The organism is Stutzerimonas sp. VN223-3 (assembly GCF_045999685.1).
Taxonomy (GTDB): Bacteria; Pseudomonadota; Gammaproteobacteria; order Pseudomonadales; family Pseudomonadaceae; genus Stutzerimonas; species Stutzerimonas stutzeri_AR.
Genome location: NZ_RBEC01000002.1, coordinates 683,381 through 708,792, shown reverse-complemented (window position 1 = coordinate 708,792; position 25,412 = coordinate 683,381). Strand labels below are relative to the sequence as shown.

The 25,412-nt window shown below is 61.0% G+C and carries 17 protein-coding genes and 1 tRNA gene; 13 read left to right on the top strand and 5 right to left on the bottom strand.

Annotated features, from left to right (window positions below; translation table 11 throughout):
• Nucleotides 1-94: 94 nt before the first annotated feature.
• Nucleotides 95-817 carry a murein L,D-transpeptidase catalytic domain family protein gene (locus D7241_RS12115; RefSeq protein WP_408101734.1) on the bottom strand — a complete coding sequence of 241 codons (723 nt, stop codon included), beginning with the start codon at nucleotides 815-817 and terminating at the stop codon, nucleotides 95-97.
• A 230-nt stretch (nucleotides 818-1,047) separates the two neighbouring features.
• On the opposite strand from D7241_RS12115, the gene D7241_RS12110 reads away from it, so the two are divergent.
• The 4 genes from D7241_RS12110 to D7241_RS12095 all read left to right on the top strand — a co-directional run bounded on the left by D7241_RS12110 (nucleotide 1,048) and on the right by D7241_RS12095 (nucleotide 8,530).
• Entirely contained in the window at nucleotides 1,048-2,685 is a 1,638-nt protein-coding gene (locus tag D7241_RS12110; RefSeq protein WP_408101733.1) for a murein L,D-transpeptidase, read from the top strand.
• A gap of 228 nt (nucleotides 2,686-2,913) precedes the next feature.
• Nucleotides 2,914-7,614 carry a PAS domain S-box protein gene (locus D7241_RS12105; RefSeq protein ID WP_408101732.1) on the top strand — a complete coding sequence of 1,567 codons (4,701 nt, stop codon included), beginning with the start codon at nucleotides 2,914-2,916 and terminating at the stop codon, nucleotides 7,612-7,614.
• An 85-nt stretch (nucleotides 7,615-7,699) separates the two neighbouring features.
• A complete protein-coding gene (locus D7241_RS12100; protein ID WP_408101731.1) occupies nucleotides 7,700-8,008 on the top strand; it encodes a DUF2388 domain-containing protein in 309 nt (102 codons plus the stop codon).
• A 96-nt stretch (nucleotides 8,009-8,104) separates the two neighbouring features.
• On the top strand, nucleotides 8,105-8,530 hold the full coding sequence (locus tag D7241_RS12095; protein WP_255982667.1) for an OsmC family protein: 426 nt from the start codon (nucleotides 8,105-8,107) through the stop codon (nucleotides 8,528-8,530).
• A gap of 62 nt (nucleotides 8,531-8,592) precedes the next feature.
• Here the strand turns inward: D7241_RS12095 and D7241_RS12090 are convergent, their stop codons facing one another.
• Nucleotides 8,593-9,693: a TRAP transporter substrate-binding protein gene (locus D7241_RS12090; RefSeq protein WP_408101730.1), complete on the bottom strand. Its 1,101-nt coding sequence runs from the start codon at nucleotides 9,691-9,693 to the stop codon at nucleotides 8,593-8,595.
• A 195-nt stretch (nucleotides 9,694-9,888) separates the two neighbouring features.
• Here D7241_RS12090 and D7241_RS12085 point away from each other — a divergent pair, with 195 nt between their 5' ends.
• The 4 genes from D7241_RS12085 to D7241_RS12070 all read left to right on the top strand — a co-directional run bounded on the left by D7241_RS12085 (nucleotide 9,889) and on the right by D7241_RS12070 (nucleotide 13,279).
• A complete protein-coding gene (locus D7241_RS12085; RefSeq protein WP_408101729.1) occupies nucleotides 9,889-10,434 on the top strand; it encodes a TRAP transporter small permease subunit in 546 nt (181 codons plus the stop codon).
• The gene (locus D7241_RS12080; RefSeq protein WP_408101728.1) at nucleotides 10,427-11,803 is read left to right on the top strand and encodes a TRAP transporter large permease subunit; all 1,377 of its coding nucleotides are present in this window, start codon (nucleotides 10,427-10,429) and stop codon (nucleotides 11,801-11,803) included. Before D7241_RS12085 ends, D7241_RS12080 begins: the two co-directional genes overlap by 8 nt.
• Nucleotides 11,804-11,898: 95 nt before the next feature.
• Entirely contained in the window at nucleotides 11,899-13,128 is a 1,230-nt protein-coding gene (locus D7241_RS12075) for a methyltransferase (RefSeq protein WP_408101727.1), read from the top strand.
• A 75-nt stretch (nucleotides 13,129-13,203) separates the two neighbouring features.
• Nucleotides 13,204-13,279 (top strand) — tRNA-Thr (locus tag D7241_RS12070).
• Between the two features lie 278 nt (nucleotides 13,280-13,557).
• Here the strand turns inward: D7241_RS12070 and D7241_RS12065 are convergent.
• Genes D7241_RS12065 through D7241_RS12055 form a run of 3 tightly spaced genes read right to left on the bottom strand, consistent with a single transcriptional unit; the run spans nucleotide 13,558 to nucleotide 17,522 of the window.
• The gene (locus D7241_RS12065; protein ID WP_408101726.1) at nucleotides 13,558-15,789 is read right to left on the bottom strand and encodes a xanthine dehydrogenase family protein molybdopterin-binding subunit; all 2,232 of its coding nucleotides are present in this window, start codon (nucleotides 15,787-15,789) and stop codon (nucleotides 13,558-13,560) included.
• 26 nt (nucleotides 15,790-15,815) lie between these two features.
• Complete coding sequence (locus D7241_RS12060) at nucleotides 15,816-16,802, bottom strand: FAD binding domain-containing protein (protein WP_408101725.1); 987 nt, start codon at nucleotides 16,800-16,802, stop codon at nucleotides 15,816-15,818.
• A 9-nt stretch (nucleotides 16,803-16,811) separates the two neighbouring features.
• Nucleotides 16,812-17,522, bottom strand: a complete 711-nt coding sequence (locus tag D7241_RS12055; RefSeq protein WP_408101724.1) for a (2Fe-2S)-binding protein — start codon at nucleotides 17,520-17,522, stop codon at nucleotides 16,812-16,814.
• Nucleotides 17,523-17,966: 444 nt separating this feature from the next.
• Between D7241_RS12055 and D7241_RS12050 the strand changes: the two genes are divergently transcribed.
• The 5 genes from D7241_RS12050 (at nucleotide 17,967) to D7241_RS12030 (ending at nucleotide 25,348) form a co-directional block, all read left to right on the top strand.
• Nucleotides 17,967-19,460, top strand: coding sequence for an N-6 DNA methylase (locus D7241_RS12050; RefSeq protein ID WP_408101723.1), 1,494 nt, complete (start codon nucleotides 17,967-17,969; stop codon nucleotides 19,458-19,460).
• A complete protein-coding gene (locus D7241_RS12045; RefSeq protein ID WP_408101722.1) occupies nucleotides 19,447-20,565 on the top strand; it encodes a restriction endonuclease subunit S in 1,119 nt (372 codons plus the stop codon). The genes D7241_RS12050 and D7241_RS12045 overlap by 14 nt, the downstream gene beginning before the upstream one ends.
• Nucleotides 20,566-20,568: 3 nt before the next feature.
• Nucleotides 20,569-20,874 (top strand): hypothetical protein, encoded by a 306-nt coding sequence (locus tag D7241_RS12040; RefSeq protein WP_408101721.1) that lies wholly within the window; start codon nucleotides 20,569-20,571, stop codon nucleotides 20,872-20,874.
• A 1-nt stretch (nucleotide 20,875) separates the two neighbouring features.
• The gene (locus D7241_RS12035) at nucleotides 20,876-21,760 is read left to right on the top strand and encodes a DUF3800 domain-containing protein (protein WP_408101720.1); all 885 of its coding nucleotides are present in this window, start codon (nucleotides 20,876-20,878) and stop codon (nucleotides 21,758-21,760) included.
• Between the two features lie 108 nt (nucleotides 21,761-21,868).
• Nucleotides 21,869-25,348, top strand: coding sequence for a DEAD/DEAH box helicase family protein (locus D7241_RS12030; protein WP_408101719.1), 3,480 nt, complete (start codon nucleotides 21,869-21,871; stop codon nucleotides 25,346-25,348).
• Nucleotides 25,349-25,412: the final 64 nt, after the last annotated feature.

Sequence of the window (25,412 nt, the reverse complement as noted above, 5' to 3'; positions counted from 1 at the left end):
CGTTCGCCGTCTTGCCGTCACCGTAGGGCCGAATTCATTCGGCCGAGCTTTGCGAAAGTCGAACGAATTCGACCCTACCAGCCTCGCCGCTGAGTCACCCCTGCCTCGCCGCCAATATCCCCGCGACCCGCGATGGCTCGCAATTCAGGTACGCCGATGACCGCAGCCATTGTTGATCCGGATACCAGGAAAACATGAACTGCCCACCCTTGAGGCTATCGACCACCATCCGTGCCACTTCCGGGCGGACCGCCGGGCAGCCCTGGCTGCGGCCGATGCGGCCCTGGGTGGCGATCCAGGCAGGATTCACGTAATCGGCCGGGTGAATGACGATGGCGCGTTCGCGGGCCAGATCGTTCACGCCGGGCTCGAGACCATCCATGCGCAGCGAGTAGCCGTGCTTGCCGCTATAGCTTTCGGCGGTGCGGAACAGACCGATGCTCGATTGATGGCTACCGACTACATTGGAGAAGCGGGTAGCGAGGTTCTCACCAGACTTCATTCCGTGCGCGACGAAATCTTTCAGCAACAATCGCCCCCGCTGCAGGTCAAAGATCCAGAGCCGGCGTTTTGAGGACGGCAGGGAAAAATCGATCACCGCCAGCCGCTGTGCCGGGCTGGCACCATTGTTTACGGCGCACTGCATGGCCGCCACAGCGTGGGTAAGAACCTGGAGATTCAAGGTTGGCGCCACCTTGGACAAATCGTCCACGAGGGGCTGATACGAAGGGGTTGAAGAGGAAGAATTGGCGGCCAGAAGCGGAGCTGACAAAAGCAGGCCTGCCATAAGGCAGAGGCGTCGGAGCGAAACCATCATGTGTTGAACTACCTCACCGACGCCAATGCCGAACTTCCCTTTCGACCGACGCCCATACTCGCTACCAGGCCCGAGCAGGCAATAGCGAAACAGGTCAGACGGGACCGAAAACGGTCCCACTACGTCTGACAGAACATGTTGTAGGGCCCGAATGGGCCTGGTTTTCCCAGAAGCCGCAGCCGGATCAGCGGCGCAGTCTAGCAGTCGGTGGGATGGCCGGGAGCGAAGCGTTGTACAAAAAACATGCATTTCGTCTATTTAGCGTCCTGCTGCTTGCGCCCTTGCTGGCAGCGGCAGAGCCCAGCAGTGAACAGATCAGCCCCATCCGTAACGCACTCGAGATGCTACCCAGCGCCTGCGGAAAACCGCTCGCCGATCTCGACCAAACCGCTCTGCAACGGCTAACCGAGCTCTACCACCGACATCATTTCGAGGCGCTGTGGACCTCTTACGCGCAGCTCGACGAACTGCTCACCCAACTCGACGGGATGGTCGACGACGGCCTGAACCCGGCGATCTACCACCCCGAAGCCATTCGTCGGGCGATGCAGACCGCCACGACCGAGCCGCTGCATCGCGAGTGCAGCGACATGCTCGCCACCCATGCTTATCTTCTGGCGCTACAACACCTGGCCCATGGCCGCCTGCCGCAGGATCGCCTCGAACCGGTCTGGCGCAGCGCCGACGCAGCGGCCAAGCAGGAGGCGGACGCGCAGTTGCTGAATATCGCTGACGACGGGCTGCAACACATCGAGCAAGCCTTCGCCAAGGCGCGCCCTTCCCTTGAGCAGTACCACAACCTGCGCAAAGCCCACTCCCGGCTACGTACCGAAGACCCGCCGCAGTGGCTGCCGATCCCGCCAGGCAAGACCTTGCGCCCCGGTATGCTGGATCCGCGAGTGCCCCTGCTGCGCCAGCGGCTGGTTAGCGATGGTTATCTGCGTGACGACAGCCTCTCCGCAGGCGACCCTGAGTCGCTCTATAGCCAATCCATGGAGCATGCGCTCATGGCGTTCCAGAGCCGCCATGCACTGAAGGACGACGGGGTGCTGGGCGCCGACACCCTTGCCGCGCTGAACGCCACACCAAGCGATCGGCTGAACCAATTGAAGATCAATCTCGAGCGGTTTCGCTGGTTGTCTCGCGATATCGAGGCGCGTTCGCTGCTGGTGGATATTGCCGGCGGACGTGTCATTTACTTTCGCAACAACCGGCCGCAATGGGAGGCGCGAAGCCAGGTCGGCCGGGATACACGGCAAACCCCGGCGATCAAGTCGAGTGTCACCCGGCTTACGCTCAACCCAACCTGGACAGTGCCGCCGACGATCCAGCGCGAGGACAAGCTACCGAAGATCCGCGAGAACCTGGATTATCTCGCGCAACAGAACATGCAGGTCCTCGACTACCAGGGCAACCTGCTCGACCCGTCGCAGATCGACTGGAGCAACCCCGGCGGCATTCTTCTGCGTCAGGCGGCAGGGCCGGACAACCCGCTCGGTCGTCTGGTCATTCGCTTCGCCAATCCCTACTCGATCTACCTGCACGACACCCCGAGCCAAGGCCTGTTCGCCCGTTCGCAGCGGGCGTTCAGCTCCGGCTGTGTCCGGGTCGAATCGGTGATGCAGCTGGTCGACCTGTTAATCACGGACGGCGAGCGCGAACGCTTCGCCCGCCTGCTCGAATCAGGCCAGACCCATGAGTTTCGGTTGGCCGAGCCGACGCCGATATTGCTCGCCTACTGGACAGCCGAAGCGGACAGCACGGGTCAGCCGCGCTATCGTCCGGACATCTACAGCCGCGACCCCGATCTGCTGGCCGCGCTCCAGGCTGCCGACCGACATCAACTACTCGAAGAGCCGCTGCGATGAACGATGCTGGCAGGCCTGCCAACCGGACTAAAATCAGCCAGGACCACAGCCGTTCACGACCAGACCGACGGCTCTGGCATACGGCCCGTAGACCGAGGTCTACTTACTACAAGTTCCGCTCCAGGTATCTTTCGCAACGACAACAGCCTGCAGATAATTGCACCCGCCACATACCGGTGCTCCCGCCTGGGACACCGCCCTCTTGCCGCCACGGATAGACGAGCAGAAGTGAACGCCGAAAACAGTGTCAACACATGGAACGAAGCTGACCGACTGGCAGCGCTAGCCCGTTATCGCATTCGCGATACCTCGTCGGAACAGGCCTTCGACGACCTGGCACTGCTCGCGACGGAGCTGTGTGGCAGCTCCGCCGCGGCCATTGTATTCATCGACAAGGAACGCCAGTGGACCAAGGCCTTCGTCGGCGTCGACGACATCGTCGGTTCGCTCAATCAAGCGCTCTGCGCCCGCGCGATCACCTGCTCGCAACCGCTGGTCATCGAGAATCTCGCCGACGAGCCGTCCGCAGATGGTCTGTCCGGCTTCTATGCCGCTGTGGTGCTGCGCACCCCGGAAGGTATTCCGCTCGGCATCCTATGCGTGATGGACAACCAGCCGCGGCAACTGTCGGAGCGGCAGCTGGCGCACCTGCAGGCGCTGGCCCGTCAGGTCATGGCGTTGCTCGAGCTGCGCCGCAGCCGTGACCACAACGAGCGCAACCGGCAGATCCTCGACAGCGCGGTGGACTACGCGATTCTCACCACCGATTCCCAAGGCATCATCAGTTGCTGGAATCAGGGCGCCGAGCTAATCCTCGGCTGGCGGCAAGAGGAGATCATCGGCCGTCATACCAGCCGGATATTCACCGAGGAAGACATCGCCAAAGGCGTGCCGGAAGGCGAGATGGAGACGGCAGTCCAAGACGGCTCGGCGATCGACGAACGCTGGCATCGACGCAAGGATGGCAGCCAATTCTGGGCCAGCGGCGTGCTGATGCCGCTCAAGAATGAGCAGGGCCAACGTCAGGGCTTCGTCAAAATCCTGCGCGACCTGACCGAACGGCTGCACGAGCGAGCAACGGTTCGCGAGGCCGAAGAGCGCTACCGCGCATTGGTCGACCTAAGCCCCCAGGTGATCTGGCAATGCGACGCCGGCGGTTCGCTGATTTTCTGCAATCGCTACTGGTGCGAATTCACCGGCCTGTCGGCAGCAGAGTCGGCCGGCATGGGCTGGCTGGCAGCGGTCGCGCAGGATCACCGCGACGCTGTAATGCAGCAATGGCGCGGTGCACTGAAAAGCGGTAAGCCCGGCAACTTCGAAGTACCGCTGCTTGGAGTCGATGGCGATCCTCGCTGGTTCCAGGGCAGTGGCGCACCGGTATACGACTGCGACGGGCAGCTGCTGCACTGGGTGCTGGTTGCTCAGGACATACATGAGCGGCGCCGTGCCGAGATCGAGCGGCTCGAGAGCGAGGCGTTCACCCGTCGGTTGTTGGACTCGGCGAGCGAGGGCTTTTATTCCATCGATACCGGCGGCCTTGTCACGCTGTGCAATGAGGCGTTCGTCAGGCTGCTCGGCTTTCCCAGCAAGAATCAGGTATTGGGCCGCCAGCTGCACCGAGTCATCCACCATAGTCATCCGGACGGTTCGCCCTATGCGGAGCAAGACTGCCCGATTCAGCGTACCGCCAGGACTGGCGAGCCGGCACATATCAAATACGAGCTGTTTTTTCGCCAGGACGGCAGCAGTCTGCCGGTGGAGTACCGGGTCGCACCGCTGTACCGCGACGGGGTGCTGCAGGGCGCAATCTGCACCTTTACCGACATCAGCGAACGGGCCCGCGGCGAAGCGCAGCAGAGCTATCTGCTCGAACTCAGCGATCACTTACAGGACGCTGGCGATCGCATCGAATTGACGGATGTGATGGCCGAGCGGCTAGCCGAGCTGATCGGCGTCGAGTGCATTGCCCGTGGTCATCTCGACGAGCACGATAGCTTCATCATCGAACAGCAGTGGCCTCAAGCAACGAAAGCCGATCGAACCAGACCATACCCGCTCGGCGGTTGCGCGCAGGCCCTGCGCCTGCGCCTATCGCAAGGCCTCGTCGTGCCCTTCGAGGACCTGCTCGATGAAACCGGCTGCCGCGATAATTGCGGCGCCCTGCATGAGCACCTCGGCCATCGAAGCCTGCTGTTGGCCCCCCTGTTGGAGCAGACTTCGGACTGCACTTTCCTGCTTTTCGGCAGCAAACGACCGCGATCCTGGAGCCAGACGGATACTTCGCTTGTCCGCGAAATGGCCGAACGCATCCGTGCCGCCGCCGACCGCGCGCGGGCGCGCAAGGCCCTGCTCGAAGCCGAACAGCGGGTCAGCCTGGCCAACGAAATCGCCTCGATCGGCGTCTGGGAATACGACTTCGAGCGTAACTCCCTGCATTGGGATGCACAGCTCAAGGCACTCGCCGGCGTCGCCCCGAACGAAGCGGAACTGACCGTCGATGAATTCCTCGCGCGCGTGCATGCAGATGATCGGCGCACTCTGCTCGACGCGTTCCGCAACGCCCTCGAAGGCGTCGGTGGCGGCGAGCTTAATCTCGACTATCGGGTCTATGACGAGGCCATCGACCAGTTCCGCTGGCTGACCAACCGAGGCCGCCGCCTGCTCGATGCCGACGGCAAGGCCCGTCTGCTTGGCACCGCGCGGGAAATCACCGCCGAGCGCAACGCGGCACTGAAACTGCTGCGCATGAATGCCCTGCTCGAGGAGCAGATCAGAGAACGCCAGCAGGCCGAGCAGCGCCAATCGGTGCTGATGGAGTTGGGCGATCTGCTGCGCGGCCAACCGGACAGCATCACCATCGTCACCGCTGCCGTGCGTGCGCTAGGGATGACGTTGAACGTGACCCGAGCGGCCTTCCTGAGTATCGATCCCGGCGGCCAATACGCCACCGTCGAGCGTTACTGGAGCGATGGCGCGCTGGGCGACTACAGCGAGCGCATGTGCTTCGCCGAATACGGTGATTTCATCTACGACCTGCAAAACGACGAGCTGGTGGTCGTCGAAGACGTGCTGCACGACACCCGCACCGCCGCGCAGGCCTCAAGCCTTCGGCTGCGGCGCATCCAGAGCCTGGTCTGTGTGCCGCTGCAGGAACAGGGCCGCTTGAGCGCCGCCTTGATCCTGCTGCAGGACCACCCGCGGCAATGGGCTGAGGAAGATATCTCCTTCATCCGCGAAGTCGCCGACCGCGCCTGGACCGCCGACGAGCGCATGCGTGCCGAACGTGCGCTGCGCGCCAGCGAAGAGCAGTTCCGTACCCTCGCCGACAACATGAGCCAGTTCGCCTGGATGGCCGATCCGGCGGGCCGCATCTACTGGTACAACAAGCGCTGGTACGACTATACCGGCACCACGCTGGAAGCCATGCGCGCCTTGGGCTGGCGGTCAGTGCATCACCCCGATCATCACGTGCGGGTCAGCGCATCGATGAAGCGCGCCGTGGCCATTGGCTCGATCTGGGAGGAAACCTTCCCACTGCGTGGCAAAGACGGCCAGTATCGCTGGTTCCTTTCGCGCGCCCTGCCCATTCGCGACGACTTCGGCCAAGTCATCCACTGGTTCGGCACCAACACCGACATCACCGCTCAGGTGGCAGCCGAAGAAGCGCTGCGCGAGCTGAACGATAACCTCGAACGACGCGTCGCCGAGCGCACACGCGAGCTGGCGGAAATCAACCACCTGCTGCATCTGGAAATGGGTGAGCGTGAGCGTGCCGAGGAAACCCTGCGTCATGCACAGAAAATGGAAGCCATCGGCCAGCTAACCGGTGGCCTGGCGCACGATTTCAACAACATGCTGACTGGCGTACTGGGCGCGCTCGATCTGATCCAGCGCCGTGTCGCCAGCGGTCGCGTGAACGATCTCGGCCGCTATGTCGATGCCGCCACCAGCTCGGCCAACCGCGCCGCAGCCCTGACCCACCGCCTGCTGGCCTTCGCCCGTCGCCAATCGCTGGACCCGAAGCCGGTGGACGTTAACCAACTGGTGCAGTCGATGGAGGAAATGCTGCGCCGTACCATGGCCGAGCACATCCAATTCGAGACCCGCCTACAACCGGAACCCTGGTTGGCCTATACCGATGCTCATCAACTGGAAAACGCCCTGCTCAATCTGGTGATCAATGCCCGCGATGCCATGAGCGACGGCGGCCGGCTGACCATTCAGACCGACTGTGTGCGGATCAACGGCTCACAACCCGACAGCCCCGAGCCGGGCGATTACGTCGTCCTCAGCGTGGCGGACACTGGCTCCGGCATGCCGGCGGAAGTGGCTGCCAAGGCCTTCGATCCGTTCTTCACCACCAAACCCATCGGCCAAGGCACTGGTCTAGGACTGTCGATGGTATATGGCTTCGTCAAGCAGACCGGCGGCCATGTGCGCATCGATAGCACGCTCGGCCAGGGCACGCTGATCACCTTGTTGCTACCGCGCAATCAGGCACAGCCGGAACAGCTCGTTGAGTGCGAAAGTACCGAGGTGACGGCACAGGGCGCGCAGGCCAACGAAACCGTGCTGGTGGTGGAAGATGAAGCCGCGGTGCGCATGCTCGTAGTCGAGGTACTGGTGGAGCTCGGCTATCGAGTGCTCGAAGCATTGGACGGCGACACCGCGCTGCCCTTTCTGCAGAGCGACAGGCGTATCGATTTGCTAGTCAGCGACATCGGCCTACCAGGCATAAACGGCCGTCAATTGGCGGAAATCGCCCGTCAGCACCGGCCTGACCTGAGGGTACTGTTCATCTCCGGTTATGCACCGAACGCTGAGGTTCGCGGCGAATTCCTCGCACCTGGCATGGATCTGCTCGCCAAACCCTTCAGCATCGACATGCTTGCATCCAAGGTTCGCCAGCTGATCGAGCGCAGCGGATAGCGCCCCGCCAAGGAACTCTGCTGATCGCTCGATACTCTTCTAATGGACGATCAAGTTAGAGAACGATCAAGCGGAGGCATCGACCATGCGTAAAACGATACTGGCAACCGTAGCGTTGAGTTGCATTCCCTTCGGCACGGTGATGGCGGACGACGGCTTCGTCCGTCAGATTCTTTCGTCGGGAGCGACCACCGCCTCGACCTACATGACCTTTCGCGACGACAAACAGGTCACTGCCGCACGCGAGGACGCCGGTAGCTTCGTCGCCAGCGATGGCGCCATCCGGGGCCCCTACCTCGAAGCCATGCTCCTGAAAGTGCGTAGCGAGCAGCCGCAGCTCCAAGCCAGCGACATGGAGCTGGCGAGCGCACTTCTTGCCGCCGAACAGCAGTAGCCGCCGAAGCAGGGCCGGCCGGCAAGCGGCCGCGCTGCCGCGATCATTCACGCGTCGACCAACCACCGCCGCTCATTCGAAGAACTCGGAGGAATCATGAAGAAAACCGCATCCGCTGTCTGGCAAGGCGACTTGAAAAGCGGCAAAGGCACCATCAGCACCCAGAGTGGCGCGCTGAAGGACAATCCCTACGGCTTCAATACTCGATTCGAAGGCGCGCCTGGGACTAACCCCGAAGAGCTGATCGGCGCGGCTCATGCCGGTTGCTTTTCGATGGCGCTGTCGATGATGCTCGGCCAGGCCGGGCTCACCGCCGAGCGTATCGACACCACCGCGGAAGTCACGCTGGATAAGGATGGCGAGGGCTTTTCCATCACCGCGATCGCCTTGACCCTGAAGGCCAAAGTTCCAGGCGCAGACGACAACCAGTTCCAGCAGATCGCCAATCAGGCGAAGGAAGGTTGCCCGGTGTCCAAAGTGCTCAATGCGCAGATCAGCCTGAGCGCGACCCTGGAAAGCTGATTACCCAGAAATGAAAAACGCCGCCCGGTTGGGCGGCGTTTTCGTGTTGCGTCTCGCGCGAATCAGCCGCGAATGTTGTAGATGTCTTTCTCGTTCAGCTCGGCGTATTCGTACAGACGGTTGAGATAGGCGCTCTGCTGCTCCCAGACTTTGGTTGCGACCGGATCGGCGGCGGCGGACGCGTCTACCACTTCGGCAGCGACTTCCTTCAAACGAGCCAGCACGTCGTCCGGCAGACGGCGAACTTCAACACCCTGCTCGCGCAGTTGCTCCATCGCTTCCATGTTCTTGGCGTTGTAGTCGTCGAGCATGTCGCCGTTGACGGCGCGGGCAGCAGCCCGAACGATCGCCTTGAGGTCTTCCGGCAGGGTTTCCCAGGCCTTGAGGTTGACGTCCAGCTCGAACGTGACGTTCGGCTCCTGCCAGCCCGGCGTGTAGTAGTACTTCGATGCCTTGTGCAGACCTAGGGCGAGATCGTTGTACGGGCCGATCCACTCAGTGGCGTCGATGGCGCCGGTCTGCAGTGCGGTGAAGATTTCACCAGCGGGCATGTTGACCACGGTGCCGCCCATCTTGGTCAGCACTTCGCCGCCAAGACCCGGGGTACGCATCTTCAGGCCCTGGAAATCCTGGACCGAGTTGATTTCCTTGTTGAACCAGCCAGCAGTCTGCACACCGGTCGCGCCGCACGCCATCGGTAGAACGCCGTACGGCTTGTAAACCTCTTCCCAAAGTTCCATACCGCCGCCGTAATGCAGCCAGGCGTTCATTTCCTGGGCGTTGGGGCCGAATGGCAGCGCGCAGAAGAATTGCGCGGCGGGAACCTTACCCTTCCAGTAATACGGCGCGCCGTGACCCATCTCGGCGGTGCCACGGGATACCGCATCGAACACTTCCAACGCCGGTACCAGCTCGCCAGCAGCATAGACTTTGACCGTCAGACGGCCAGCGCTCATCTCATTGACCAGTTTGGCGAAATTCTCAGCGCCGACGCCCACACCTGGGAAGTTCTTCGGCCAGGAGGTGACCATCTTCCAGGTGAATTTTTCGGCGCTTGCGCTGCCTTCGGACTTAGTAGCGGTTTCGGCTTCCTTGTTGCAACCGGCCAATGCGGTAGCGGCCAGACCAACACCCGCGGCGGCCAGAATTTGACGACGTTTCATGAGTAACTCCTTGTTGTTGTATGGCTGAATACCGGAACCCCGAATTCAGGTAGTTCTAGCTATCATATGGCTATCTATCACTCAAGCACCGTGACTACGTACAAAGACTACGTACGTAGTACTGCCGGTTGCGACGCCAGCGTGCAGCCGCCTAGAATCGCGGGCCGTCTGGGCCATAACAATAAAGGATCTGCCATGTTGAAACACGCCCCTCCCTTGCTAGGTGTCGCACACCTTATCGATGCTGCGAATGCCCGCTTCGGTCAGGCCTGCGCCTGGCTAACCATGTTTTTGGTCGTCGGTACCGCCTTGGTGGTAGTGCTGCGCTATGGCTTCGGCATCGGCGCAACCGCACTTCAGGAGGCCGTTCTCTACGCTCACGCGCTGGTCTTCATGGGCACAGCCGCCTGGGTCCTGCAACGCAACGGCCATGTTCGCGTCGACATCTTCTACCAGCGTTTCAGCGCCCGCTACCAGGCATTGGTCGAAGTACTCGGCACGCTGCTGTTTCTGCTTCCGGTCTGCCTGTTTCTCGGCTGGGCCAGCTGGGATTACGTCGGCAACTCCTGGGCGACGCTGGAAGCTTCCAGCGAAACGGGTGGTCTGAAGTTCGTTTTCGTACAGAAAAGCATCATCCTGGTTCTGGTTTTCTCTCTGACGCTGCAAGGCATTTCCGAAATCATCAAGGCTGCCTACATCGTTGCCGGACGCCTGCCGGAGCCGGAGGTGAAGCATGGCTGAGTTGATGGCGATCCTGCTATTCGTCGGTATCTGCGCGGCGTTGATGGCCGGCTATCCGGTGGCCTTTACGCTGGGTGGCGTCTCGCTGCTGTTCGCCGGCATTGGCGTACTCACCGGCACGTTTGACGGTAGCTTCCTGAGTGCATTGCCAAACCGCCTGTTCGGCATCATGAACAACCAGACGATGCTGGCAGTGCCACTGTTCGTGTTCATGGGTGTGATGCTGGAAAAAAGCCGGGTGGCCGAGGATTTGCTCGAATCCATGTCGCGGCTGTTCGGCACCCTGCGCGGCGGCTTGGCGATTTCCGTTTGCGTGGTCGGCGCACTGCTCGCCGCCAGCACTGGTATCGTCGGTGCCACCGTGGTGACCATGGGCCTGCTGGCGTTGCCGACGATGCTGCGCCGCGGCTACGACCCGGCAATCTCCACCGGCACACTCGCCGCTACCGGCACGCTGGGACAGATCATTCCACCTTCGATCGTGCTGGTTCTGCTGGGTGACGTGATGTCCAGCGCCTATCAGCAGGCGCAGCTGAAAATGGGCATCTTCTCGCCGAAGACGGTATCGGTCGGTGATCTTTTCGTCGGCGCATTCCTCCCCGGCCTGCTGCTGGTCGGCCTGTATATTCTCTACATCATCGGCGTGGCGATCTTTCAGCCGAAGAAACTGCCGGCCCTGCCGCAGGAAGAACTCGGGCCGATCGAGTGGGGCAAGCTGATCAAAGCGCTGGTGCCTCCGCTACTGCTGATCAGCGCCGTACTTGGCTCAATCCTCGCCGGCTACGCAACCCCGACCGAAGCCGCCGCGCTAGGCGCCTTGGGTGCGATGGTTCTGGCGTTCTACAAGGGCAAGCTGAACTTCGGCCAACTGCGCGACGTGGCCTACGGCACAACCGAAATCAGCGCCATGGTGTTCCTGATCCTGATTGGGGCGTCGCTGTTCTCGCTGGTGTTCCGCGGCTTCGGTGGCGAGGTGTTAATCGAAGACGTCTTCGCTCAACTGCCAGGCGGCGTCCTTGGGGCGTTCTTCTTGGTGATGCTGGTGATCTTCCTGCTCGGCTTCATCCTCGACTTCATCGAGATCACCTTCGTGGTGGTGCCGATCGTCGGCCCGGTGTTGCTGGCCATGGGGCTGGACCCGGTGTGGCTTGGCGTGATGATCGCGCTGAACCTGCAGACTTCGTTCCTTACACCGCCCTTCGGTTTCGCCCTGTTCTACCTGCGCGGGGTCACGCCGAAGTCGGTTCCTACCAGCACCATTTATAAAGGTGTGGTGCCGTTCATCCTGATTCAGCTCCTGTTGCTGGTGATCGCTTACCAGTTCCCGGGCCTGATCACCTGGCTGCCAGAACAGATTTACGGCAAATAGCAGCACGCAGACGCCCGTTTCGACGGGCGTCTCGCTTTTCGGCCAGCGGTTTCAGCGCGATCATATAGTTCGAAGTCGCCAATCGAACATCTTCAATGTCCTCCAATTCCTTCAGCTACTCGCAACTCGCCGAACGTTTCCGGCAGCTCGACGCGTTTCTTGTGCGGCATCAAGCACTGTGGCGGCCGCGACCCTTCACCCATATGCAACTACCGTGGGAAGCGGACCACCCGCATCTGGCCCAATGGCTGCGCAGCCGTTCGCTGGATGACGCCGAAGCCGCCCACAACCATCCCGCCGAGCTCGCAGCGCCTGCCCCATTCCCGGAACTGGCCGAACAAGCGATGGCGCTCGGTCGCGTAGATCAATTGCCCACGCTACGAAACCCAAGCATCGATGCCCGCCAAGCCGTGGACGTACCCGGGCGCAAATGGTCGCAGATCCAGGCTTTCGGCTCGGCGCTCAATTTCAGCGAACGCCCGCAGCACTGGCTGGACTGGTGCGCCGGCAAAGGCCATCTGGGTCGCCAGTTGGCCGCGCTCGGAGGAACCCTGACTTGTCTGGAGCGTGACGTCAGGCTGGTCGAGGCGGGTGCCCGCTTGAGTCAGCGGTTAGGGATCGAGGCGAACCATCGGCAGCAGGATGTAATGAGCGATGCGGTGGCGCAGCATTTGGGCCCAGCACACACACCGATTGCCCTGCACGCGTGTGGCGACCTGCATGTACGTTTGCTCCGGCTCGGCATCGAGCAAGGCTGCCGTCAACTCGCGGTCGCACCGTGTTGCTACAACCGCATTCAGGACGACAACTACCAGGCGCTATCCGGCATCGCGCGGCGGTCATCGCTTACCTTGTCGCGACAGGATCTCGGCCTGCCACTCAGCGAAACGGTCACCGCCGGTGCCCGCGAGCGCCGTCAACGCGACCATTCGATGGCCTGGCGCCTGGCCTTCGATCTGCTGCAACGAGCGCTGCGCGGGGAAGATAGCTATCTACCCACACCCTCGCTCCCAAGCATCTGGCTGAAAAAAAGCTTCGAGCAATACTGCCGCGACCTCGCCACGCTCAAAGGTCTTCCCCCGCCGCAGAACGAGGCATGGTCCCAACTCGAACGACGTGGCTGGCAGCGCCTCGCCGAAGTGCGCAACCTTGAATTATTGCGCGGCCTGTTCCGCCGACCGCTGGAGCTTTGGCTGCTGCTCGACCGCGCACTATTGCTCGCCGAGAACGGTTATGCGGTGCGTCTGGGCACCTTCTGCCCGACAGAGTTGACCCCACGTAACCTGCTACTGATTGCTGAGCTCGATGTTCGCACCGCGAGTTGATGAGGTCATTGCAAGTAACTGGCAACAAACAGTTTACTCGCCGCGAGCAATGGCTATAATGGCGCCCATCTTTTAGCCGGTATAGCTCAGCTGGTAGAGCAACTGACTTGTAATCAGTAGGTCCCGAGTTCGACTCTTGGTGCCGGCACCATACAAACGAAAGGCCCGCAGCGATGCGGGCTTTTTTCGTTTCAGGCCTTGCCCCTAAGTTGACCAGCCGCGCGCCATTGTGAAGTGTCATTGCGGTCGTGGATTCGGCAGATGGCGGTCTCTGTACTGAAATTGGCTTTTCGCGTATGGCCTGCGCCATGAGGATCGTGTGCAGCCACTGCGGTGCCAAATACACAAGGCTCTGGCGCAAGTACCAGAGCCCCATGTTGTAGCCTAGCTGCCTCTTCCAGACAGCTTGCCTTTTGGCACCACATGCATTCATGCCCGCTGGGTCGCCGCCCCAACGTCCATCAACTTGTCCAGGGTGATCGGCAGGTCGCGAATGCGCTTGCCGGTGGCATGGTAGACCGCGTTGGCAATGGCGGCAGGCACACCGGTGATGCCGATCTCACCGATACCGCGCGCGCCGAACTCGTTGAATTTGAAGTCTGGGTGGTCGAGCAGGATAACGTCGATCTCTGGCTGGTCGGCATGTACCGGCACCAGATACTCAGCATAGTTGTTGTTGACCGGGCGCCCATCACGGGGGTCGTATTCGGTCTGCTCGAAGAGCGCCATGCCGATCCCCATGACAATGCCACCCTCGACCTGATTGAGCGAGGTCAGCTTGTTGATGGCGCGCCCAACGTCGATGGCGCTGACCACGCGGGTAACGCGCAAATTGGAAACGCCTGGGTCCCAGCGCACCTCGACGAAATGCGCCCCGAACGAGCGAAAGGCATAGGTATCGGTGGACGCGCCTTCGGTGTGGGCTTCGCCGTCAGCACTGGCGAGCTGACGGGCCTTGAGCACCTCGGCGAAGCCGACCGCCTTACCATCACTGCTTTTGAGCTGGCCGTTTTCGTAAGTAAGGTCTTCTGGCTTGGCATCGGGGAAGGCGCCGCCTTCCAACGTGGCGTATTCCTTGAGCGCGTCGATGGCCTTGCGCCCGGCCGCGGCGATTGCCGGCAGGGTGGTCGCCGTGGCCCACGAACCACCAGAGATCGGCCCCGAGGGATAGGAAGAGTCGCCCAGCTCGACCTCGACCTTGTCCAATGGCACGCCGGTAACATCACTGACCGCCTGGGCCACGATGGTGTAGGTGCCGGTACCGATATCCTGAGTGGCGCAAGAAGCGAAGGCTGAGCCATCGGCACGCAGCGAAACGCGTGCATCGCATGGCCGGCGGATCGCCTCCCAGTTGCAGCTCGCCATGCCCCAGCCAATGATTTCGTTACCGTCGCGCATCGAGCCGACCTTCGGGTTGCGCTTGGCCCAGCCGAAGCGCTCGGCAGCCTGGTCGTAGGCATCACGGATATGGTTGCTCGACCAGGGCAAGCCTTTGCTCTCGTCAGAATCGGCATAGTTGCGACGGCGCAATTCGAGTGGGTCCATGCCGAGCTTTAGCGCCATTTCATCCATCGCGGACTCCAGCGCAAACAGGCCCGGCGCCGCACCGGGGGCGCGCATCGATGTTGGCGTGCCACGGTTGGTACGGGCAGCGGCGTGGGTAACGCTCAGGTTTTCGCAACTGTACAGGGCCTGGGTCATCTTTCCGCACGATTCCACGTACGTCTGCATCTGGTCGATCGTGGATGTCGTGTAAGTCGTCTCGTGGCGCACCGACACCAAGCGACCATCGCCATCGGTGCCCAGCCGCAGACGCTGGCGGGTCTCGGGGCGGTGGCCGGTCGTGGTGAACATCTGCTGTCGAGGCACGACCACCTGCACCGGCCGCCCGATCTCACGGGCTGCCGCGGCCGCAGCGATGCCGTGCGGCCATGGCCACAGCTTTCCGCCGAATCCCGAACCGAGAAACGGCGTCAGCACCTCGACACGATCCGGCGACAGGCCGAACACCTTTGCGTAGACGTTACGTGCGTTCACCACGCCCTGGGTGGTGTCGTACATGGTCAGCTTGCCATCGTTCCAGGCCGCCACCGTGGCGTGCATTTCCATCGGGTTATGGGTCTCGACGGGCGTGTAGTAGGTCGCATCGATGGTATGGGCAGCGCTCTGGAAGGCCTGCTCGGGATTGCCTCGGGTATGGTTGGATTTTTCCTGCATCTGCGTGCCGCCTTGCTCGACGGCCTGGTCGAGATTGGCGATGGCCGGACTTTGCTGATAATCGACCTTGACCTTGTAAGCGGCCGCACGCGCATTCTCGAAGGTATCGGCGACCACCAGCGCGACGAACTGGCCGGCGTAATAGACGTGGTTATCCTCGAACGGCAGGCGCACCTCGTCGACCTTGTTTTCCTGCGCCATGCTGCTCGGCGTGTGATAAAGCTTCGGAAAGTGGCCGTGGTGAAAGATATCGATCACGCCGGGCGACTGTTTCGCCACGCTGGTATCGATATTGGTGATCTCGCCGCGGGCGATGGTGCTGAACACGCCGTAGGCATGCACCATCCCGTCGAGGTTGTTGTCCGAAGAGTACTTGGCACGGCCGGTCAGCTTCAGCGGCCCGTCGATGCGTGGCTTGGCAGCACCGATGATCTTTTCGCTCATGGTTGCAGTCCTGTCTTGGCTATCCGTCAACCCGCGGTGAGGTCGGTCAGCGTGCGCACGATGGCCTGCTGTCCTAGCGGAATCTTGAATGCGTTGTGCTCGTAGCCCTTGGCCCCTTGCATGGCGATGCGCGCGGCTTTTTCGAAAGTGGCAATATTCGCCGGTTGCCCCTTGAGTGCCTGTTCAGCTTCCCGTGCTCGCCACGGCTTGGTGCCGACACCGCCGAGTGCCAGGCGCGCATCGCGGATGATATGGCCGTCGAGTGCCACGATTGCCGCGCTGGAGGCCAGCGCAAACTGATATGACGAGCGATCGCGCAGCTTCAGGTAGGCCGATTTGGCGCCCTGGATCGGCGCCTCGAGGGTGACGTGGGTAATCAGCTCATCGTCCTTGAGCGCGAACTCTTCCCAGGGCTTGTCGCCTGGCAGCAGGTGAAAATCGAGAAAGTCGATGTCGCGCGGACCATCGGGACCGATCACGCTGACCGTGGCGCCGATGGCTGCCATCCCCACACACATGTCGGACGGATGGCTGGCGATGCACTGATCGCTGGTGCCCAGCACAGCGTGCACCGAGCGGTTGAAGCCGCCGATGGCCGAGCAGCCCGAACCCGGGTCGCGCTTGTTGCACGCCGAGTGGCCGTCGCGAAAGTAGGGGCAGCGCACCCGCTGCATGACGTTGCCACCAGTGGTAGCCTTGTTACGCAGTTGGGTCGAGGCCCCGGAGAGCAGCGCTTCGGAAAGCACGGTGTAGTGCTTCTCAACACGCGGATGGCGGGCCAGCGCAGCGTTGCTGACCATCGCCCCGATCTTCAGGCGTCCATCATCGAGTTCCTCGACCTGATTGAGTTGCAGTCGATTGACGTCGACCATCAGCTCAGGGCGCATGATGTCGAGCTTGACCATGTCCAGCAGGTTGGTGCCACCGGCCAGGAATGAGGCTCCCTTGGCGCCAGCATAAGTGGCTACCGCCTGGTCGACGCTCTCGGCGCGGCTGTAATCGAAATGGCGCATGTCGACCTCCTAGGCGAGCTTCATCTGCTTGCGCGCCGACTGGACGGCGCTGAGGATGTTCTTGTAGGCACCGCAACGGCAGATGTTGCCGCTCATTGCTTCGCGCACGGAGAGATCGTCCTTGCCGACGCTGGGATCGTTGAGGATGGCTACCGCCATCATCATCTGGCCCGAGGTGCAGTAGCCGCACTGATAGGCGTCGTGTTCGAGAAACGCCTGCTGGATGGGATGCAGCTGGCCGTTGCGTTCGAGCCCTTCGACCGTAGTGATCTCATCGCCGTCATGAGCGATGGCCAGGCTCAGGCAGGAATTGACCGCCTGGCCGTTGACATGGAGGGTGCACGCCCCGCACTGGCCATGGTCGCAGCCCTTCTTGGTACCGGTAAGACCGAGCGGGTGACGCAGCACGTCGAGCAGTACCATGTTGGCCGTGACATCGAGCGTGTGGGGTTGACCGTTGACCTTGAGGGTGATGCGCTGGTGGCCTGCCGCCGGGGCCGCCTCGCCATCGGGGCGCTGTGCTGCTGGCTCCTCGGCGTCATTGGCGTATCCGACCCGTGCCCAGGCTGGCACAGCGGCTGCTGCCAGGCCTGTGGCCCCGACTGCCTTGAGAAAGGCACGGCGCGACCTGGAGGCAGTGTCGGGATCACGGATCCCCACCTCGCTGTCGTCCTTGTTCTCGGCGCTCTGCCCAGGAGAATTACGGTTATCGTCTGCCATGGTTGCCTCATCGCTGGGCTGCCTTGAGGCAGCGGATTTGCTGGACTGAGCGCCTCGCATTTCGCCTGTAGCGCGAATGCGAGCCTTACCCCGACTTCTCCTAATTCCCTGCGACCAACATTTACTCCGTGATTCGTCCGATCACTGACGATTGAGATAATTCCCGCGATCTGGCCGGAGCTGTGTAACAACCCGGCTCGGGACAACACTGACACACCGCATGCGCGGGACTGCGCAGCACCGTTACGCAACGGCATCTCGACGCTTCACCAGGTATCCAATGGGCGGTTCGTGACGTTCTGGCTGAACAGCACGGCCTGAAAGTCCCATGGGCGCTGCGCGATCCGCTCGTTTTCTCGACGTGTATGTTCCGCCAGTGTTGGTTTGCTAAACCAAGCGGCTTAAGCTCACGCACCATTACCTTTCTTCACATGAAGTAGCCCAATGATCACCGGCACCATCAAGACGCAAATCGACCAGATCTGGAACGCCTTCTGGAGCGGCGGCATTTCGAACCCCATGGAAGTCATCGAGCAGATGACCTACCTGCTATTCATCAAGCGCCTCGACGAGCTGCAAACGGTGAAGGAAAAGAAAGCCGCGCGCACCGGCAAGCCCATCGAGAACCCGATCTTCAACCCCTACCAGGCACACCTGCGCTGGTCGCAATTCAAGCTGCTTGGCGATCCGGGCAGCCTTTACACGCTGATCTCGGAGAAGGTGTTTCCCTTTATCAAGAGCCTCGGCAGTGAAGACGGTGAATCTACCTACTCCGCCCATATGAAGGATGCGCGCTTCACCATCCCGACGCCGGGCCTGCTGGCCAAGGTGGTGGACATGCTCGGCGCCATCCCGATGGAGGACCGCGACACCAAGGGCGACCTCTACGAATACATGCTCGGCAAGATCGCCAGCGCCGGGCAGAACGGTCAGTTCCGCACCCCGCGCCACGTTATCAAGCTGATGGTGGAAATGATGGCGCCGCGCCCCAGCGACACCATCTGCGACCCGGCCTGCGGTACGGCGGGCTTTCTCGTGGCGGCAGCGGAGTATCTGGATCAGCACCACCGCGACGAGATCTATCGCGACGCGGAAGCGGCCAAACGCTTCAACCACGAAACCTTCCACGGCTTCGACTTCGACAGCACCATGCTGCGCGTCGGCTCCATGAACATGCTGCTGCACGGCGTAGAAAACCCCGCCATCGAAAACCGCGATTCCCTCAGCGAAGGCCACGCCGGCGTCGAAGGCCAGTTCAGCCTGATCCTCGCCAATCCGCCGTTCGCCGGCAGTCTGGATTACGAAAGCTGCGCCAAGGACCTGCAGGACATCGTCAAGACCAAGAAGACCGAACTGCTGTTCCTTGCCCTGTTCCTGCGCCTGCTGAAAACCGGCGGCCGCGCCGCGGTGATCGTGCCGGACGGCGTGCTGTTCGGGTCATCCAAGGCGCACAAGACCCTGCGCAAACTGCTGGTGGAAGACCACAAGCTGGACGGCATCGTTTCCATGCCCTCCGGTGTGTTCCGCCCCTACGCCGGCGTCTCCACCGCCATCCTGCTGTTTACCAAGACCAATTCCGGCGGCACCGATAACGTCTGGTTCTACAAGATGCAGGCCGATGGTTTTTCGCTGGACGACAAACGCAACCCGCTGGATGCCAGCAAGCACGAATGCAACAACCTGCCAGACCTGCTGATTCGCTGGCAGAACCACGATGGCGAAACGGCGCGCGAACGCACCGAGCAGAGTTTTCTCGTACCCAAGTCGGAAATCGTCGGCAACGACTACGACCTCTCCATCAACCGCTACAAACAGGTGGTTTACGAGCAGGTCGAGCATGAACCACCGCAGAAGATACTGGCGGAGTTGAAAGCGCTGGAGGCGGAGATTATGCGGGGCATGGAAGAGTTGGAGGGAATGTGTCATGCCAGCCTATAGAGACCATCCCCTCTGGCCATCTCAAACACTATCCTCTGTCGCTCGCGTGGTTACAGGTAAAACACCAGTAACTTCCAACAGAGACCTTTACGGCGGAGCTATCCCATTCGTAACGCCCGCAGATCTGACAGATGCAAGCGTTTACTCCACAACGACACATCTAAGTGAGGATGGGGCCGATTCTGTGGCGCGCATTCCTGCTGGCTCAGTTATGGTCTCTTGCATTGGATCGCTCGGGAAAGTTGGAATCGCAGAAATCGAATTGTGCACGAACCAGCAGATTAACTCGCTTGTGTTCGATGCGTCATTTGTAGAGCCACGATACGGGTTCCACTTCTGCAGAACACTAAAGCCAAAATTAGAGGCTATGGCGCCCTCGACAACTATTCCTATCGTCAATAAATCTCGGTTTTCGGAACTAAAAATCCCACTCCCGCCCCTCCCCGAACAACGCCGCATCGCGGCAATTCTGGACAAGGCCGACGCCTTGCGTGCCAAGCGCCGCGAAGCTATCGCCAAGCTCGATCAGTTGCTGCAATCCGTATTCCTGGAAATGTTCGGTGACCCGGTGAGAAACACTAAAGCCATACCATCGGTTCCCCTTGGGGGCTTGATCCAGCTAAAAACAGGCAAGTTGGATGCTAACGCAAGCAGCGAAAATGGTGCATATCCATTTTTCACCTGCGCCCGCGACCCTCTTCGCATATCCACTTATAGCTATGACTGCGAATGCGTTTTGGTTGCTGGCAACGGAGACCTTAATGTTAAGCAGTACTCAGGAAAATTTGACGCCTACCAGCGCACATACATTCTTGAGTCATTAGATAAGCAACGGCTCACTACAAATTATCTGTTTCACTTTATGGATGCTTACCTTGTTGAGCTCAGAAAGCAAAGCATCGGAGGAATCATTAAATACATAAAGAAAGGAAACATTACTGAGGCCACCATCCCTCTGCCGCCCCTTCGGGAGCAGACTAGATTTAACGCTATCTGCGCCGAACTGAATAAGCAAAAAATGAGGCTTCTAGCTTTTTCCGAGTCTACCGATAGCTTGTTTTCTGCGCTGCAAGCTAACGCATTCGGAACACGAGGAACGCTCTAACCCATGATCACCCTCCACTCCCCCGCCGACCTCGACCTCCTCCGCGAGTCCATCGACCTCGAATGCAAGCTCGCAGCCGGTCGTGACGGAAAAGGCGCCTTGCTGGAAAATGCCGTTGGCAGCAGCTTCGGATATTGGCCAAGCAACTCCGAACATTTACGAGGTAGCTCCGAACACTTGCGGGATAGCTCCGAATACTTGGCCGGCAGCTCCGAACATTTGCGCGAAGGTAGCTCCACACATTTGCCGAACAGCTCCACCCATTTGGCCGACAGCTCAACACATACCCTTCACTGGCTACCTGAATAAGATGACAGACAAACCCGCCTGCCTGACCGAAACGCCCATAGCCGCAGCCTCGCGGCAGATGCCTCTGTTTCCTGGCGAAACGGTCACGCCTGCGACGGGCCCTGCGCCTGAATCAACGGAAAAGTCGTTTAGCAAATACGTTGTGTATGTGGATGAAAGCGGCGATCACGGGTTGGAGAACATCGACCCCAACTACCCGGTGTTCGTCCTGGCCTTTTGTGTGTTCCACAAGGTCCATTATGCGCAGCAGGTCGTTCCGGCCATCGAAACCTTCAAGTTCAAGCATTTCGGGCACGACCTCGTCGTGCTGCACGAAACCGATATCCGCAAGGAAAAGGGCGGCTTTAGATTCAACGGCCGGCAGCATAGGCAGCGCTTCCTGGGTGAGCTGACCGACATTATCGAAACCAGCAACTTCATTCTGATCGGCTGTGTTATCGACAAGCGCCGGCTACGGGAGCGGGGCAGCAATCCATACCATCTTGCGCTCGGCTTCTGCCTGGAAACGCTCTGCGAATTTGTCGAGGAGAAACATCAGCATCAACCGACAACGCACGTTGTGGTGGAATGCAGGGGTAAACGAGAGGATGCAGAGTTGGAGCTGGAATTCAGGCGGATCTGTGCCGGCGACAATAAGTTCGGTAAAACGCTGCCTTTCGAGATCGTGTTCGCTGATAAGAAAACCAACTCATCGGGCTTGCAGCTGGCTGATCTGGTAGCACGGCCCATTGGCTTGTCTGTTGTGAAGCCCGAGCAACCGAACCGGGCATTCGAGCTCCTGAAGCGGAAATTTTTCTGCAGCGGAGGGCGTATGCAGGTGGGTATCGGCTTCGAGGGGTGGGGTTTGAAGATTCATCCACCTTTAGAAAGCGAAAGGCCCCGGTGATCGCACCGAGGCCATGACGCCGACCGGGAACCCCCAGTCCATTTGCGGCGATTGTAGGTTCGACCTGAGGAAGGCGCAAGCCTGCCGTACCAAGGAAGTGATAAGACAATGACCAATTTCCAGTTTCTCGACCCCGAATTCAAAGCCCTTCTCGAACCGGCCAGGGGCGCCGAGCAACTGGTCTATTCCGACCCGCGCGCCTGTTGCATGCGCACCCGCCATGCATTGGAGCAGGTGGTGCACTGGTTGTACGAGAACGACCGCGACCTGCGCATGCCGTATGATCGCAGCCTCAACGTGCTGCTGACGGATCGGGATTTCGAGGAACTGGTGCCGGTGCAGGTGCATCAGAAGATGCGCCTGATCCAGCGCATGGGTAATCAGGCGGTGCACGGCAAAGGCGCGCTCGGTTTCAGTGATGCCATCAAGCTGGTCCGCGAGCTGTTCCACATCCTGTTCTGGCTGGCGCGTACCTACACCCGTAACAGTGACCCGAAGCACATCGCCGCCAGTTTCGATGAGAAGCGCGTGCCGCAGCTGGTCAGCACCACCGATGCCGCCGCCTTTACCCGCACCGAGCTGAAGAAGCAGGAAGAGCGCTTCCAGCAGCAGCTCAAGAACCAACATGCAGAGCTGGAAAAGCGTGAAGCCGCCATTGCCGAGCAGGCCGCGACGTTGGCCGAACGCGAAGCGCTACTGGCCCAACTGGATGCCGAACTCGCCGCCAAACGCGCTGAGCTGGCCAACGCCAAGTCGGCCAATATCGCGGTGCCGGATACCCACGACTACGACGAGGCGGACACGCGCCGCTTGTTCATCGATGTGCTGTTGCGCGAAGCGGGCTGGGAGGCGGGCCGGAACATGTCCGCCGAGGTGCCGCTCACGGGCATGCCCAATGCCAAAGGCGAAGGTTTTGCCGACTATGTGTTGTGGGGTGCCGACGGCAAGCCCCTGGCGGTGGTGGAAGCCAAGCGCAGCCTGAAAGACCCGGACATTGGCCGGCAGCAGGCCAAGCTCTATGCCGATTGCCTGGAAGCCGAAAAAGGCCAGCGGCCGCTGATCTTCTACTCCAACGGCAACCACACCTGGCTTTGGGACGACCGTCGCGCGCCACCGCGCGAGGTGCAGGGTTTCTACACCCGCGATGAGCTGGAGCTGGCCGTGCAGCGCCGCCAGTTGCAGACTGATCTGGGCAGCCTGCCGATCAATCCCGAGATTGCCGGCCGTCCGTATCAGCAGCGCGCCATCCGCGCCATGGCCGAGGCGTTCAGTCAGGGTCGTCGCGCCGGCCTGTTGACCATGGCCACCGGCACCGGCAAGACCCGCACCGCCATCGCCCTGGTCGAGCTGCTGATGCGCGCCAACTGGGTCAAGCGCGTGCTCTTTCTGGCCGACCGCGTGGCGCTGGTCAAGCAGGCGACCGGTGCGTTCAAGGCGCACCTGCCGGATTCCAGCCCGGTCAATCTGGTCACCGAAAAGAACGGCCAGGGCCGCGTTTATCTCTCCACCTACCCAACGATGATGGGCCTGATCGACGAGATGGACGGTGAGCAGCGCCGCTATGGCATTGGCCATTTCGATCTGGTGATCATCGACGAGGCGCACCGCAGCGTTTACCAGAAGTACGGGGCGATTTTCCGCTACTTCGACAGTTACCTCGTTGGCCTGACCGCGACCCCACGCGACGAGGTGGATCGCGACACTTATCACCTATTCGGCCTGGAAACCGGTGTGCCGACTGATGCCTACAGCCTCGATGAAGCGGTCGCGGCGAATTACCTGGTGCCGCCCAGAGCCCATTCGGTGCCGATCCGGTTCGTCCGCGAGGGCATCCGCTATGACGAGCTGAGCGACGCGGAAAAGGAGCACTGGGAGTCGCTGGACTGGGGCGACCGCGCGGCCGAGGATGGCGATGCGCCCACCGAGGTGCTGGCAGGCGAGGTGAACAAGCAGCTGTTCAACGAACACACTGTGGACCTGATGCTGCAGCATCTGATGCAGAACGGCCTGAAGGTGGACGGCGGCGACAAGCTGGGCAAGACCATCATCTTTGCGGTCAACCAGAAGCACGCCGAGTTCATCGCCCGGCGCTTCGACCACAATTACCCGCACCATAAGGGCGACTTCGCCCGCGTGATTACCCACGCGGTGACCTACGCACAGAGCCTGATCGATGAGTTCAGCAGCAAGCAGAACAAGCTGCCGCAGATCGCCATCTCGGTGGACATGCTCGACACAGGCATCGACGTGCCGCAAGTGCTGAATCTGGTGTTCTTCAAGGCGGTGCGCTCGAAGGTGAAATTTCTGCAGATGATCGGGCGCGGCACGCGCTTGTGCCCGAATCTGTTCGCACCGGGCGTGGACAAGACAGAGTTCCTGATCTTCGACTTCTGCGGCAACTTCGAATACTTCAACGAACATCCAAAGGGCGCGCTGGGCAGCGTGGCCGAGCCGGTCGGCAAACGCCTGTTCAAGGCGCGGCTCGATCTGTTGTCGCTGCTATCTGGCAAGGACACGCGGGTTTCGGATGGCCTCGCAGAATCCATCGGCGGCTACGACAGGCTCGCGACCCTCAGGCAGGGCGTGACGGATGAACTGCACGGTGAAGTTGCGGCGATGAACCTGGACAACTTCATCGTGCGTACCGAACGCGAGCATGTGGTGCGCTATGCCGAGCGCATTGTCTGGAATGAGCTGGACGATGCCGCGCTGGGGGATCTGCGTGAGCACGTCGCCGGCCTGCCCAGCGAGCGCGAGGCCGAGCACATCAGCGCCAGGCTGTTCGACCTGCTGTGCACCAATCTGCAATTGGCGGTACTGCGCGCCAGCAATGATTTCGTCGCCAATCGCGACCGCATTCGAGAGCTGGCCAGCCAGCTGGAGGTCATGGAAAGCATCCCGGCGGTGCGCGCCGAATTGCCGCTGATTCAGGACGTGCAAGGCGAAGATTACTGGCAGGACATCACCCTGCCGATGATCGAGCGGGCGCGACGTAGATTGCGCGGCTTGATTCAGCTGATCGAGCGCACGGCTTCCAATCCGGTCTATACCCTGCTGACCGACCAGATCGGCGAGGCCAGCGAAATCGTCCTCAAGGATTTCAGCACCGGCATCAATCTGGCGCAGTACCGCAAAAAGGTCGAAGCCTACATTCGCGCCAACGAGAATCACCTTGCCATCGCCAAGCTCAAGCACAACCGGCCACTGACGCCGACCGATCTGCAAGAGCTGGAACGTTTCGTCTACGGGTCGGAGCCGGTGGAAAGCCGCGAGCGCTTCATCGAATGCTACGGCGATGAACAGCCGTTGCCGCTGTTCATCCGCTCGCTGGTGGGACTGGATCGAAACGCGGCGCTGGAGGCGTTCGGCAAGTTCCTCGACGGCAGCCGCTACAACAGCCAGCAGATCCGCTTTGTCGAGATGATCATCGAGCGCCTGACCCGGCACGGCACCATCGAGCCGGGGCAGCTCTATGAACCGCCGTTTACGGCGGTTCACCACGAAGGGCTGGATGGCGCATTCAGCGACGCGGACGCCGATGGCATCGTGGCGGTGATCGTCGAGATCAACCAGGGCGCGGCCGCATAGGGCAGCTGCAAGCTGCAAGAAAAATTCGCCCCGACAGCGCATTATTCCGCCCATGAACCCTTTC